The sequence below is a fragment of the Flavobacteriales bacterium genome (assembly GCA_025210295.1).
Classification (GTDB): domain Bacteria; phylum Bacteroidota; class Bacteroidia; order Flavobacteriales_D; family Parvicellaceae; genus S010-51.
This window is the reverse complement of the sequence record JAOASC010000048.1, coordinates 1-14,227: the sequence shown is the minus strand read 5'-3', so window position 1 is coordinate 14,227 and position 14,227 is coordinate 1. Positions and strand designations below refer to the sequence as shown.

At 35.2% G+C, this 14,227-nt stretch carries 9 protein-coding genes; 7 read left to right on the top strand and 2 right to left on the bottom strand.

Translation table 11 applies throughout. From position 1 onward, the window contains the following. The first annotated feature begins 1 nt into the window (after position 1). The 4 genes from N4A35_16305 to N4A35_16290 all read left to right on the top strand — a co-directional run bounded on the left by N4A35_16305 (position 2) and on the right by N4A35_16290 (position 4,811). On the top strand, positions 2–1,270 hold the full coding sequence (locus N4A35_16305) for a glycosyltransferase family 4 protein (GenBank protein MCT4582976.1): 1,269 nt from the start codon (positions 2–4) through the stop codon (positions 1,268–1,270). Positions 1,271–1,273: 3 nt separating this feature from the next. Further along, a complete protein-coding gene (locus tag N4A35_16300) occupies positions 1,274–2,401 on the top strand; it encodes a glycosyltransferase family 4 protein (GenBank protein MCT4582975.1) in 1,128 nt (375 codons plus the stop codon). A 143-nt stretch (positions 2,402–2,544) separates the two neighbouring features. After that, entirely contained in the window at positions 2,545–3,741 is a 1,197-nt protein-coding gene (locus tag N4A35_16295; protein MCT4582974.1) for a DUF1972 domain-containing protein, read from the top strand. 14 nt (positions 3,742–3,755) lie between these two features. After that, positions 3,756–4,811 (top strand): undecaprenyl/decaprenyl-phosphate alpha-N-acetylglucosaminyl 1-phosphate transferase, encoded by a 1,056-nt coding sequence (locus N4A35_16290; GenBank protein ID MCT4582973.1) that lies wholly within the window; start codon positions 3,756–3,758, stop codon positions 4,809–4,811. Positions 4,812–4,902: 91 nt separating this feature from the next. On the opposite strand, the gene N4A35_16285 is transcribed toward N4A35_16290, so the two are convergent. Next, on the bottom strand, positions 4,903–6,963 hold the full coding sequence (locus tag N4A35_16285; protein ID MCT4582972.1) for an SBBP repeat-containing protein: 2,061 nt from the start codon (positions 6,961–6,963) through the stop codon (positions 4,903–4,905). A gap of 279 nt (positions 6,964–7,242) precedes the next feature. On the opposite strand from N4A35_16285, the gene N4A35_16280 reads away from it, so the two are divergent. Both N4A35_16280 and N4A35_16275 read left to right on the top strand, forming a co-directional pair. Further along, positions 7,243–10,044: a histidine kinase gene (locus tag N4A35_16280; protein ID MCT4582971.1), complete on the top strand. Its 2,802-nt coding sequence runs from the start codon at positions 7,243–7,245 to the stop codon at positions 10,042–10,044. Continuing rightward, complete coding sequence (locus N4A35_16275) at positions 10,041–10,808, top strand: LytTR family DNA-binding domain-containing protein (protein MCT4582970.1); 768 nt, start codon at positions 10,041–10,043, stop codon at positions 10,806–10,808. Before N4A35_16280 ends, N4A35_16275 begins: the two co-directional genes overlap by 4 nt. A 63-nt stretch (positions 10,809–10,871) precedes the next feature. Here N4A35_16275 and lysS read toward each other — a convergent pair whose 3' ends face one another. Further along, positions 10,872–12,587, bottom strand: coding sequence for a lysine--tRNA ligase (lysS, locus tag N4A35_16270; GenBank protein ID MCT4582969.1), 1,716 nt, complete (start codon positions 12,585–12,587; stop codon positions 10,872–10,874). A gap of 279 nt (positions 12,588–12,866) precedes the next feature. On the opposite strand from lysS, the gene N4A35_16265 reads away from it, so the two are divergent. Next, a partial coding sequence (locus N4A35_16265) for a hypothetical protein (GenBank protein MCT4582968.1) occupies positions 12,867–14,227 on the top strand: 1,361 nt, incomplete at its 3' end.

Genomic DNA, 14,227 nt, shown 5'->3' with positions numbered 1-14,227 from the left:
TATGAAAACAGTATTAATCACAGCGTATGCAATAAACCCCTACAAAGGATCTGAAGATGGAACAGGGTGGAATATTGCAAAAGGAGTATCCAAAGACTTTAAGACAATTGTCATTACAAGAAAAAACAATCGAGAGCATGTAGAACGGTATCTCCAAGAGTTTCCCGATCCAATTCATAATAATATGGCTTTTTATTATTTTGATTTGCCTAATTGGGCGATGTTTTGGAAAAAGAAAATAGGAGAGAGAGGGTATGTGTTATATTTCTATTTATGGCAGTTCTTTATTACTTTCTTTATTGCTAAGCATAAGTTAAAATTTGATTTGGCTCATAATTTAAACTTTCATAGCGATAGCCATCCAACTTTTTTATGGGTGTTTGGTAAACCAACGATATGGGGGCCAATAGGTCACCATCCAAAAGTTCCCAAGGAATTCCTGTTGCCAATATATGGTCGTAAAGCATTCTTAAAAGATCGTTTGTACTACAGTGTCAAATGGATGATGCGAAACTTAGATCCTTTCTATCGTTTGAGTGTTTACAAGTCTGCTAAAATTATAGGGATCAATAGTTCTGTGCAGAAAGTGATGAGGGCTCATGCTGATAAAGTTGAAATTATTCCAGCAGTAGCCTCTGAGCCTGTAAAGCCTAATGAAAAGCAAAAAGGGAAATTTACAATATTGTCTGTAGGTCGATTTGTGGAGATGAAAGGATTTGATATCGCAATAAAAGCTTTTGCCAAATTCGTAGGAACACTCCCTGAAGATCAAAAAGATGAGGTGCGTTTAAAGTTATTGGGAAAAGGTCAGTTTACAGACTTTTTAAAAAATATGGCAGAAGATTTAGGTGTAGAGAAATATGTAGAGTTTGTAGCTTGGGTGGATAAGTCAGAAATGCATGAAATTTATTCTCAAAGTGACCTCTTCCTATTTCCGTCGCATGAAGGAGCAGGTATGGTTGTTCCTGAGGCTATGAGTTATGGTTTGCCAGTTTTAACATTCGATAATGTGGGGCCAGGTGAATTGCAAAAAGAAGCAGGAATAAAAATTCCTTATTCTACTTATCAAAAAGCAGTGGACGAATTTTCAGAGGCTATCAAAATGCTTTTTGATAGCCCAGGCCAACGTTTAAGATTGAGCATAAACTCAAGTTTTACATTTAAAGAAAGTTTTACCTGGAGTAAAAAAATAAAAGCGATTACAACAATATACAATGAGTGTTTGCCGAACGAAATGGTTGCACCCATCACTAACCCTATAGCACACTAGATTATGAAAACTCTTGCAATATTTCATCCAAGCTCCGAATTGTATGGAGCAGATAGAATAATGGTGGCAGCTTTACAAGCAACGCCAGATCATGTAAAAAAAGTCGTTTATCTTTTTTCTCAAGGGCCATTGGTCGATTATATCTATCAAAATGTGACCAATGTTGAGGTGGTAGTGAATTTAAAGATGCCAGTGATTTATCGGGCAATTTTTACCCCAACTGGTGTGTTTAAGTTTGGGTATTATTGGTTGAAGTTTTATCGTTTCCTAAAGCGAGAACATAAAAAACATCAATTCGATTTAGCTTATGTGAATACCCTTTCATGTTCTTTGATTTTACCACAGTTAAAATGGTTGAAAATTAAACGATTTGTACATGTGCACGAGATCATCGATTCCCCTAAGTTAATTGGAAAGGTCACTGCAAAACTTTCTCGAAAGTATGCCGATAGAGTTGTCTGTGTGTCTAATGCTGTGTTAAATGGTTTAAAAAGATATGATGCCAGTATAGGAGCAAAGGCAGAAGTGTTGTACAATGGGATTAAACCATTAGAATTAAAAGAACGAACAGAAGAGAGTGACGTTTTAAATTTTTATTTATTTGGACGTATAAAACCCGAAAAAGGGCAATGGTTTTTAGCTGAAACTATTGCAAAATTGAGTGATTTAGAATTAGAGAAAACGCACTTTACTATTGTTGGGAGTCCTGTTAAGGGGCAAGAGAACAAACTAGAAGAATTAAAAAGAGAGTTGGAAAAAGAAGGGGTGCTAGGCTATTGTTCTTTTGTCCCCTTTGTTGATGATATCAGCCAAGAGATGATGAAAGCTGATGTTTGTTTGGTGCCATCTATAATGAAAGACCCTTTTCCAACAACAGTGTTAGAGGCAATGTCTGTAGGTAAGGCAGTAATCGCAACTTCTCATGGTGGAGCAAAAGAGGCTTTAGATAAAACAGGGATGTTAATCAAACCGCACGATGTCTCTGGTTTTGTTGCGAGTTTAAGAAAGTTAATTAAGTCACCACAAGAGGTTGTAGACCTAGGGGAAAAAGCAAAAAATAGATTTTATCAGAAGTTCACAAGTGAAGTTTTTAATAAAAATTGGAATGCTTTTTTGGTAGGTATATTATGAGTCAGCTTCCCAAAAAGGGAAAAATAGTTTTGTTTTGGGATTCTTGGATTGGTGGGGCGTTTTATAAGTGGTTGTTTTAGAGTGGATTGAGGAGTTTGGCGTGATTTAGGTAGTAGGATTAGTGTAGAAAAAAACGCCCCATCATGAAAAGAGTAGCAATAATCGGAACAGTAGGTATCCCTTCAAAATATGGAGGTTTTGAGACCTTAGCACATTTTTTAACAAAAGAGCTTCAAGATGAATTTGAGTTTACTGTGTATTGCAGTAAAAAGAGTTATACCAAAGAAGAACGAATAGACAGTCTGCATGGTGCAGATTTGGTGTATTTGCCGTTCGAAGCCAATGGAGTTCAAAGTATTATCTACGATATGGTGTCTATGCTTCATGCCTTGTTTGTGGCAGATACTTTATTAATTTTAGGAGTCTCAGGAGGTTTGCTGATTCCTTTTCTAAGAATTTTTACACGTAAAAAAATTATCATCAATATAGATGGGTTAGAATGGAGGAGAAATAAGTGGGGAAAATTTGCGAAGCTGTTTTTAAAATTCTCAGAACGTATAGCAGTAAAGTTTTCGCATGGAGATATTACGGATAATTTATCAATAAAAAGATACACTTCGATTAATTATAAAACATTAAGTAATTTGATTGAATATGGTGGAGATCATACCGAAAAAGTAGATATTACTTATAAAGATCGGGTAAAATATCCTTTTCTAATCAAAAATTACGCTTTTAAGGTTGCTAGAATAGAACCAGAAAACAATATTCATGTTGTGTTAGAAGCCTTTTCAAAGTTAAAACAAACACTCGTTGTGATTGGGAATTGGAAGAATAGCGAATATGGTATAGAGCTAAAGGAGAAATACAGTCAGTTTGAGAATATCATCTTGTTAGATCCTATATATGAACAAAGAACGTTAGATTTATTACGAGGAAATTGTGCCGTTTATGTGCATGGACACAGTGCTGGAGGAACCAACCCTTCTTTAGTAGAGGCAATGTCATTGGCTTTGCCAATTGTAGCTTTTGATGTGTCTTATAATCGTGCAACAACAGAAGATAAGTGCCTTTACTTTAAAAAAGCTGAAGATTTACAACAATTAATGGAAAATACCTCTTTAGCTGAATTGAATAAACAGAGAGCGGTGATGTCCGAAATAGCGACACGCAGGTACTCTTGGAAAAGTATAGCCAAAAAATATAAAAATTTAATTTATTCCTTTGACTTTAAGTATAAAAAGCAACACATTCAGGCTAAAATATCACATGTTGATAGCAATGAACTGAGAAACCAAGGGTTGTCACACTTAAAGAATACGAAACCTTATTATAAATAGTCATGAGCTTTTTAATGTCAAATATTTTTGAAGCTCATTATATTGATATGTTTATCCTGTCGATAATAGGAGCGGTGGTGAGTTATTTATCTATTTTGGGTGTAATCAGGTTGCTAAAAATATACCGTTTCATGGACAAACCTAACGAAAGGAAGATTCATGAAGCTCCAACTCCTACCATGGGAGGTATAGGTATTTTTCTAGGAGGTCTCCCAGCTTACTTTCTAAGAGGAGAACCAGAGTTATTTCTAATTTTTATTTTATTATTTATTCTACTGGTTATAGGTACAATAGACGATATGCTAGATTTGAGTGCAATGTTACGTTTAGTGCTTCAGATAGGTATAGGAATTACATTATATTATTTTGACTTTAAAATAGATAACGTACATGGAATCTTTGGTCTAACTGAACTTCCTGAAGTCTTTAGCTTTATAATAACAGTATTGTTTACCGTTGGAATAATCAATGCATTTAACCTTATAGATGGGATTAATGGATTGGCTGGAGGTGTTGTGGCGTTAAATGCAGCCGTTTTTGGAGTTTTGTTTAGCTATAATGGAGAGTACGAATATGCTACGATGAGTTTTGTTTTAGCCAGTGCAATTGTTGGTTTCTTATTACATAACTTTAAAAAGAAAGCAGATATTTTTATGGGAGACTCAGGCTCTCTAGTGTTAGGAGGTGCAATGGCAATTTTTAGTTTAAAAGTATTTGGGCTAGAATCAGCGCATCAAGTGCTCAATATCAATCTTGTTTTAGGGATGTTGTTAGTGCCAGTATTGGATTTATTAAGAGTGGTAGTAGTGCGTCTATACGATGGGAGAAAACCATTTGATGCAGACAATAATCATATTCATCATAAATTACTTAAGATTACAAAATCCCATGTGCGTTCATCATTTTTGATCCACTTTGTAACATTAATCTGCGTGTTAATTATACCGTTGTTGTATAATAATAACGAAAAAACACTGTTGGTGATTTGTGTTTTTATATTTGGATTAAATTTATTCATAGATACACTCTTGTATTTCATTGCACGAAAGAAAAAGCGTATCTATGAATAGGGAGAGTAGTACGACTTATACAGAAATAAAAACCAATAACTTATAAAAAAAGCACGATTGATATCGTGCTTTTTATAGGGGAGGGGGTGTTTTATCTTTTCAAAAGTTGCATTCTAGAAATGGAGGAGTTGCTGGTATATACCAGTTGGTAAATGCCATTTTCCATAGTTGTCAAATCCACTGTGAATGTTTTCAGTACTGTTTCAAACGATTGAACTAACTTTCCATTCATATCGTAGATATAAACAGTTGCGTTTTCATTTGCAGTTCCATTAACCTCATAGACACCAGAAGAAGGGTTGGGGAATACCGAAAGTGAAGTTTTAGCTAGATGATCAATACCATTAGTGTAAATGGAAACACAGTCAGAAGTGTCAGAACAGTTTCCCTCAGTTATAATTACTGCATAATTGCCATTAACAGAACTCGTAAAAGATTGCCCTGTTTCGCCAATAATTTCTGAATTGTCAGAACAATCTATCCATTGATAAGTTGCATTCGCATTGTTTGCTGTTATAGTTAATCCACTTGTAGTTGTAGTAATGTCAGAAACAGTATTGATGGTTAAATTCAATGTGACAACTGAATCACACCCTGCTGCATTGATTAATGTATCTGTTGCAGTGTTGTTAGATGAAGTGTAGGTGTTCCCATCAATCCATGTGTATGTTCCGCATGCAACTTGCGTATCTATTCCCATACTTGAACATTGACTCATTTTCTGTACAAATACGTCTCGACCTCCATTGGAAGAAAGGTTAAAGGTTCCCGTTCCTGGATCAAAATCCGGTGTTCCTTCAAAATAGCCAGTTATATACATATTTCCCGAAAGGTCTACATCAATAGACTGTGCTATATCATAAAGATTTCCTCCTAAAGATACTGCCCATTGAAAGTTTCCAGATGGATTCATCTTTTGGACGAAAATATCAGTAAACCCGGTACTGGTAAGGTTGTATGTTCCTGTTCCTGGATCAAAATCTGACGTTCCTTCAAAGAGGCCGAACGTATAGATGTTTCCAGAAACATCAACCGCTAAGGAGTGCCCATAGTCATTGGAGCTTCCACCTAAAGTTTTGGCCCATAGGAAATTTCCAGACGGATCCAATTTCAGAACAAAAGCATCTCTACTTCCATTAGAAGTAAGATTGAATGTTCCTGAGCCTGAGTCAAAATCAACTGTTCCTTGAAAGTTCCCAGTAGCATATATATTTCCAGAAGCATCAACGACTACAGACTCTCCAACATCATTAATAGGTGCGCTTCCAAATGTTTTCGCCCACAAGAAGTTTCCAGAAGAATCTAGTTTATGAACAAATATATCTCTATTGTTTGAAGTGGTAATTTCATAATTCGCAGCTCCAGGGTCAAAATCTACAGTGCCAACAAAACGTCCAGTAGTGTATGCGTTTCCGGTAGCATCTACAGCGATTGATTGAGCAGATTCTGGTCCGGTACCACCAAATGCTTTTGCCCAAAGGAAGTTACCGTTGGCATCTAATTTTTGTACAAAAACATCTTCGTTTCCATTTGAAGTGATATAATCTGTTCCTGTTCCAGGATCGAAATCTACTGTACTTCTAAAAGATCCTGTAGTGTATATGTTTCCTGCGGCATCTAACGTGATTGACTGGCCTGCATCTATTGAGGTGCCACCGAATGCTACTGCCCACAGAAAATTACCATTGGCATCTAGTTTTTGAACGAAAATATCGTCACTTCCAACGGCGTCAAGATCGAATATCCCAGCCCCAGGGTCGAAATCTACGGTGTTATAGAAAATCCCTGTGGTATAGACATTTCCGGAAGCATCAGTTGTTATGGATGTGCCATAATCTTCTCCACTTCCTCCGAATGTTTTTGCCCAAATAAAGTTGCCGTTAGCATCTAGTTTTTGAATAAAAATATCATTACCTAAAAAGGAAGAAAGGTTATAGGTTCCAGGACCAGGGTCAAAATCAACCGTTCCTTGAAAGAATCCCGTAGTATAAACATTTCCAGCTGCATCAACTGCAACAGATTTACTACCATCATTTGAGTTCTGTCCAAAAGATGTGGCCCATTCAAAGATTTGAGCATTGGTTACAAATACTCCAGTACTAAGAAGTATTAATAATGTAGTTTTTAAAAAGTAAGCGTTGTGTTTTTTCATAAAATAAGTTGTCGAAAAATTTATATATACATGTTTTGTCTAGCAAAAATAGGCCTGCTAAAATGTTGTGGATAATATATTTCATGGAGGGTAGGTAAGAATTTACCAAAGTAAATTTTTAGTTCATGAATGCTTTCATTTGGGGGGCTGATCAACCGGTTAGACGAGAGAAACTAATTGAATAATAATATATTTGCACATGTTTACATCGAGATTGTAAATGTATGCAACCACATTTAGCTATGCTAACATAGCTAAAATGATGTCTTAATTATACTGATGATATTACGAACATATATTTTGCTTTTGATCTTTTCATTCTATGGAGGAATGGTGTATTGTCAGTATCCATCACACTATACCTACAAAGATGAGCAAATAGGAAGCAATACTGTTTATAATTTATGTGAATTTGATCATTATATTTATGCAGCAACAGAAAATGGAATTGTAAAAATCGACCAAGGAAAAACAACGGTGTACAGAGATAAAGAATCTGTCAAAAACAGTTATACACAATTCCAAGTAGGACCAGATGGTGGATTATATACTTTAAATTTCGGGAACCAGATTTATAGAGTGACCAACGATGGGCTTGAATTGTATTTGGATCTTAGAGAGGATTTTTCGCATCCTGTTCAGTCATACAATTTTTTTCATGATTATATCTATGTCAGTTCGAATCATGCAACACGTCGCTATGTGGTTTCTAGTTTAAAAAAGGATAGCTTATGGGAAGAGAAAGGTACGAGGTTGGAAGGGCATATAGTTGGAGATACATTGTTTTTAGGGGTTAATAAAATTACAGATGATTCGGTTTATTTTAATGCTGCAAGTAAAATTATGGGGAAAAAATATCAAGCACATGCCCGAGATCCCTTTCTTGTTTCTCCAACTGTTTCTGGTCATTACATGGCTGTTAATGGAAGTGTTTATTCAGAAAGGGGGCATCTAATTAAATTTAAACAGTACCTTCCTGAAGCTTCCAATATGCATTATTTAAAAGTATTAGATGAGGATAGAATCTGGTTGTCTAGCAATGCTGGTGCACTTATATTTAACCCTAAAGACAAAGAAGAGGTTGAGGTTCTTTTTCCTGAACAGTCGATTTCGGATATATTGGTTGATGAACAAGGAAAAATATGGGTGGCGACGTTGGGAGATGGTATTAAAGTGATACCTGATGTACAGATAAAATATTATGCTTCACCATCAATCGTCTCTGCTTTTACCATCGATAAACAAGGTAAAGAGAGTTATGTTGGGACAGAGTCTGGAGATATTTATAACTTGAGTCAATTAACTGGGAAACCTTTATTAAAGGTGGATTCAAAAATTAATGCCCTATACGTTGAAGAGGATCAGTTTTATGTATCCCATCTTAATGCTAATGCACTTTTTGTTGACGAAAAGTTAGCTAAAGTAAAGCCTATATCACCAAAAGCTGACCGTATTATAAAAGTGAATGACCTTGTGCTTTTTTCTTCTTGGCATGGAGTTGATTTAACAACAAGTTCTTTAGTGGCTTACGATTCTATGAATTCCTTTCTTAAGCAGAATACCTATACTGTAGGAGCTTCAACAAGATTAAAAGAGAATCTTTCCCCTCTTTGGATTTCAGCTGACTTTGATCAGTTCCTAGGGTTGCAAAATGGAAAGCTGGTTGCTCGTGGAAATGTCACAATTCCAGAGGAAATTCAGGACAAGGACTTTTCGGATCTTCAAGTATATGAAAACCAACCGTTTTTATTATCTCGATCAGGAGAAGTCTGGACCTATTCCGTTGCTAATAATCAATTTGATAATTTATTCAAAGTCAATTGTAATGTGGGGTGTCAACGTCTAGCAGTAAGCAATTTTGGGTTTTTTCTCTATGAAAGTGGAATCATACACTATTTTTCAAATAAAGGTCATTATTCTTATACAGCTTTTTCTAGGTTTAAGCATGAAGAGCTGATTGACTTCAGGGCGAGTAAGAACTATTTATTCGTAGTCTATAGAAATGGAGTTCATAGAATCCCCATTGCTTCATTACAGCGGATATTTGAAACAGTCAGTCTCCCTCTTGAGTTGTTGGTGGATGGAGTGTTAATGCCAGAACATGACAGTTATTCTATCACTTCAGGAGAGCATTCTATTGTTGTTCGATTCAATCATTTTGATGAATTATTGAGTCCAGGAACCTATTTTTTATACCAAATTAACGCAGGTGATTGGATGGCGGCAGAAAGTCGAAGTCAATTGCAGTTGAATGGTTTGTCTTCCGGAAAGTATTGGGTTAAAATTAGGATCGATAGGCCTGTTGGTAGTCCAGTTTATAAAAAGATTTTTTTTGAAATTCGCCCATATTGGTATGAAACCTTGTGGTTTTATTTGGGAATGTCCTTTTTTGCGCTGCTACTTGTTATATTCTATTTTTTAAAGCGTATAAAGTCTATCCGAAACAGGCAACAAATGGAAAATGAAATTGTGCATGCACGTATGGCTAAAATTAATGCGCAAATGAAGCCGCATTTCATCTTTAATGTATTGACAAGTATTCAATCTATGATTTTGAGAGAAGATAGAATTCAAGCGAGTAATGCCATTGGTGAGTTTGCAGAATTTATTAGAAATACTTTGGATATCTCCAAAAGAGAATCAATAACCATTCGAGAAGAATTAGCAATCTGTGAAAAGTATATACAACTTGAACAGAGAAGACGTATCCGTGAGTTTGATTATCAAATAAATGTTGATCATATTTCTGGTTCTATTTTTCAGGTTCAGATTCCACCACTAATAATTCAGCCTTATGTTGAGAATGCCATTATTCATGGACTTAATCATTTGAACAATAGAAAAGGAAGTCTCATTATTAATTTAGTAGAAGAACGAGACTTATTGTGTATAACAATTTTAGATAACGGAGTTGGGAGAAGTTATAAAACAGGAGTTTATAAAGAACCAGAAAAAGTACATAAATCCTTTGCAAATAGTGCAAATTATAACCGTTTTTCTCTTATAAACAGAGGGCGTGTTCAAATTGTGGATTTGGATGAAGGAACTAAAGTGATTATTGAAATACCTATAGAGAAATGAAAATATTGATCGTTGATGATGAGGCCGGAGCAAGAGAAACATTGAGGTTGTTGCTCGAAAATTTTATTTCTGGTAAAAATGAAATTCTTGAAGCAGAATCCGTTCCAAAAGCGGTGAAAGTGATTCATGAATTCAATCCAGAACTGGTTTTTTTAGATATAGAAATGCCAGAGTATACAGGATTTGACTTGTTTAAGTTTATTCCTAATCCCTCGTTTTCTGTTATCTTTTCAACAGCTTATAATGAATATGCGCTCAAGGCCTTTGAAGTTTCAGCAATAGATTATTTGTTAAAGCCAATCATTGCAGATAGACTTGTTCAAGCTGTAAATAAAGTTGTCAAAAGAAATCGTTCAGCGCTTACTCCAGATCAAATAAAAACGATTAAAAGTTTACATGAAGAAAGGAGTTTAGATAGCTCTAAATTGGTCATTCCAGTGTCTCAAGGATATAACTTTATTAGAAAGGATGAAATTCTATATGCTAAGGCTGATGGTTCTTATACTCGAATATATTTGAAAGGAAAGGACGATCTTTATTTATCAAAAAGGCTGAATCTCATAGAAGAGGTTTTAAAAGACGAATGTTTCGTTAGAATCAATAGATCTTATATTATAAATTTTAACAAAATAGCCCATATATCAAGAGCTTTAGGGGGAATGGTTCGTATGGAAGATGGTCATGAGATAAGCTTGTCTAAAGAAAAAAGAGATTTTTTGATCGAAAGGTTTTCGTTTATTGAAAAGTTAGGCGATAACGCTTAAGTATAAGCATAAAAAAAAGCACCTTTAAAAAAGGTGCTTTTTTATACTAATTATTGATTAGAACTATTCCTCAATGTAGTCAACAATTAAGGAATCATCTGTTTTAGTCACTTTAGTTACTCCAAGCTTTCCAAGGGCTTTAATACCTTTGTCCCATTGCTTGTTGGATAGTTCTGAAGCGTCTTTTAGTTCACTAAGCTCCATCGATTTACGATTGGCAATGATGTCGTAAATCACTTTTTCGTTTTCTTTTAATTCCAATGTTTTTTTAGTCTCAAATACCTCTGGTCGCATCTGTGGGAAGAATAAAACTTCTTGAATAGATGGGTTATTCGTTAAGAACATAATTAATCTATCCATTCCAATACCAAGTCCAGAAGTTGGAGGCATACCGTATTCAAGAGCTCTCAAAAAGTCGTTGTCGATAAACTGACTTGCTTCATCATCTCCTTTTTCGGAGAGTTTTAATTGCTCCTCAAATCGTTCCCTTTGATCAATAGGATCATTTAACTCAGAATAGGCGTTGGCAATTTCTTTACCGCAAACCATTAACTCAAAACGCTCAGTTAATGAAGGATCATCTCTATGTTCTTTACACAAAGGACTCATTTCTTTAGGGTAATCTGTAATAAACGTAGGTTGGATATAATTTCCTTCACATTTTTCACCAAAAATCTCATCAATTAATTTTCCAACTCCCATCGTTTCATCAACTTCAATATCCATTGATTGAGCAGCTGCACGAAGTTCTTCTTCTGTTTTACCTTTGATGTCAAAGCCAGTAAAGTCGATAATAGCTTGTCGCATAGTAACGCGCTTGTATGGAGCTTTGAAATCAATTTCATGTTCTCCAAAAGTAGCTTTGCTAGTTCCATTTACTGCAATGGCACAGTGTTCCAATAAACGCTCTGTGAAATCCATCATCCAGTTGTAATCTTTATAAGAGACATAGATTTCCATCGCAGTAAACTCAGGGTTATGGGTTCTGTCCATTCCCTCATTTCTAAAGTTTTTAGAAAACTCATAAACACCATCAAATCCACCAACAATTAAGCGTTTTAAGTAAAGCTCATTGGCAATTCTCATATAAAGAGGAATGTCTAATGAATTGTGGTGTGTAATAAATGGACGAGCAGCAGCTCCTCCTGGTATAGGCTGTAGAATTGGAGTTTCAACCTCAAAATATCCAGCGTCGTTAAAGAATGTTCTCATAGCAGTAAAAAGTTTAGTTCTCTTTACAAATACATCTTTAACATGAGGGTTTACAGTTAAATCAGCATAACGTTGTCTATATCTTAATTCCGGGTCAGTGAAACCGTCATAAACATTTCCTTCCTTGTCAGTCTTAGGAAGAGGAAGAGGCTTAAGAGATTTGCTGAGCAGTGTAAACTTTTTTACACGGACGCTAATTTCTCCTACTTTCGTTTTAAATAATTCACCCTCAACTCCAATAAAATCACCTAAGTCAAGTAGTTTTTTGAATACGGTGTTATAAAGCGTTTTGTCTTCACCTTCGCATATCACATCACGGTTGATGTAAATTTGAATCCTTCCCGCAGAATCTTGTAGTTGAGCAAAAGAAGCTTTTCCTTGAACGTTAATAGCCATCAATCTTCCCGCTATAATCACCTGTTTATCCTCTTCATAGTTTTCCTTTATCTCTTTCGATAAATGGTTTACAGGAAATAGGTCAGCTGGGTACGGATTAATGTCTAAAGCTCTTAGTTTGTCTAGCTTTTCTCTACGTACTAATTCTTGTTCAGAAAGTTGTAAATTCATTGGTTTATTTCTATAATGTTATCTCAAAAATTAAATACAAATGTATTGATTATCTTTTTTGTTTTTTATTGGATGGAATAAAAGTTGTAATAAAAACGAAAACCTTTTTCTCTTTTTGAAGTATAAAGGATACTTTTTTGTAAGGATTGAACCTTTTTAATTCAGAAGTGTAAAAGAATTAGAATGGGTGAAAAATGACTATAATTTGATGATTAATAGGAGGTATTTTTATAACTCGTATTAATTATCGATATTTGTAGGTTAAATTGTTTGTTAACAGTGAATAAAATATATAAAATATTAATTTTAATTGGAATGTTTTTTCTATTTGAAAACAGTTTCAATTACGCTATAGCACAAGATGATCCTATTTTTATAATGGAAGGGCGTGCTGTTGATGCTTCTTCCAAAAAAGTAGCAGGAGTTCAAGTGACCGTAAAGAAGGGAGGTTCTGTTTTTAAAACAGCAACCACATCTTCAAATGGTAAGTTTCAGGATTTAGAACTGGATTATGGGTTTGTCTATACAGTAACTTATACTAAAGCAGGTTATATTACAAAATCAATTAGTATAGATGCTAAAACGGGGTATTATGCAGAAGATGTAGAAGATTTGTCTGTTTTTCCTGCTGATATTACGATGTTGAAAGCGCAACAAAATGTTGATTATAGTATTATTTCAAGTTCTCCTGTAGCCAAAGTAAGCATTGATCCAGCAACAGGAGGCTTAGATTACGATCGGAAGTATATTGGGAAGAGAGGAAAGGAAATTGCGAGGTTTTTGGAAGAGATTGCCAATAAAGAAAAAGAGCAGAAAGAACAGTTTGAAAAGTTTGTTAGAGACGGGGATGCAGGTGTTACAGCCAAAAATTATGATCAGGCAATAGCCAATTATGAAAAAGCACTAGCAATAAAAGACGATGCTGGGGTTAAAGAAAAGATTTCACAAGCAAAACATTTTTTAGAAAAGCAAAAAGAAGCGCAAGCTAGGGACAAAATTTACAATGAGAAAATGGCAGCAGCAGCAAAGTCTTTAGCAGAAAAAGATTATGCTTTTGCAAAGACACAATACCAAGAAGCTTCAGATTTAAAGCCGAGTGAACAAGCTCCAAAAGATAAAATAAAAGAGATTGATGGAATCATCCAGAAACAGTTAGAAGCAGAACAAAAGTATAATCAATTAATGGCAGATGGTGAAAAAGCTTTAATGGCCAAGTCTTTTGATGATGCTATTGCTAAATATACAGAAGCATCTCAATTAAAACCGAGTGAACAACTACCTAAAGATCAGTTAGCAAAGGCTAAAAAACTTAAGGCAGAAGCGGATGCAGCAGCAGAGAAAGAAAAGCAATACAACGATTTAATCGCTAAAGCTGATGGCCTATTTGGTAGTGATAAATTAGAAGAAGCAAAGTCTGCTTACCAAGAAGCATTAGGAATCAAAGCTGGTGAATCACATCCAACCAGTCGAATCGCCGAAATCGATAAAAAGTTAGCAGACCAAGCGGCAGCAGCAGAAAAGGAGAAACAATACAACGATTTAATCGCAAAAGCAGATGGGTTATTTGGTAGTGATAAACTAGAAGAAGCAAAGGCCGCTTACCAAGAAGCATTAGGAATCAAAGCAGGAGAGTCACATCC

Excerpts from the sequence above, each read along its gene's own strand:
- N4A35_16305 (MCT4582976.1), top strand. The coding sequence starts at position 2 with ATGAAAACAGTATTAATCACAGCGTATGCAATAAACCCCTACAAAGGA.
- N4A35_16300 (MCT4582975.1), top strand. The coding sequence starts at position 1,274 with ATGAAAACTCTTGCAATATTTCATCCAAGCTCCGAATTGTATGGAGCA.
- N4A35_16295 (MCT4582974.1), top strand. The coding sequence starts at position 2,545 with ATGAAAAGAGTAGCAATAATCGGAACAGTAGGTATCCCTTCAAAATAT.
- N4A35_16290 (MCT4582973.1), top strand. The coding sequence starts at position 3,756 with ATGTCAAATATTTTTGAAGCTCATTATATTGATATGTTTATCCTGTCG.
- N4A35_16285 (MCT4582972.1), bottom strand. The coding sequence starts at position 6,963 with ATGAAAAAACACAACGCTTACTTTTTAAAAACTACATTATTAATACTT.
- N4A35_16280 (MCT4582971.1), top strand. The coding sequence starts at position 7,243 with ATGATATTACGAACATATATTTTGCTTTTGATCTTTTCATTCTATGGA.
- N4A35_16275 (MCT4582970.1), top strand. The coding sequence starts at position 10,041 with ATGAAAATATTGATCGTTGATGATGAGGCCGGAGCAAGAGAAACATTG.
- lysS (MCT4582969.1), bottom strand. The coding sequence starts at position 12,587 with ATGAATTTACAACTTTCTGAACAAGAATTAGTACGTAGAGAAAAGCTA.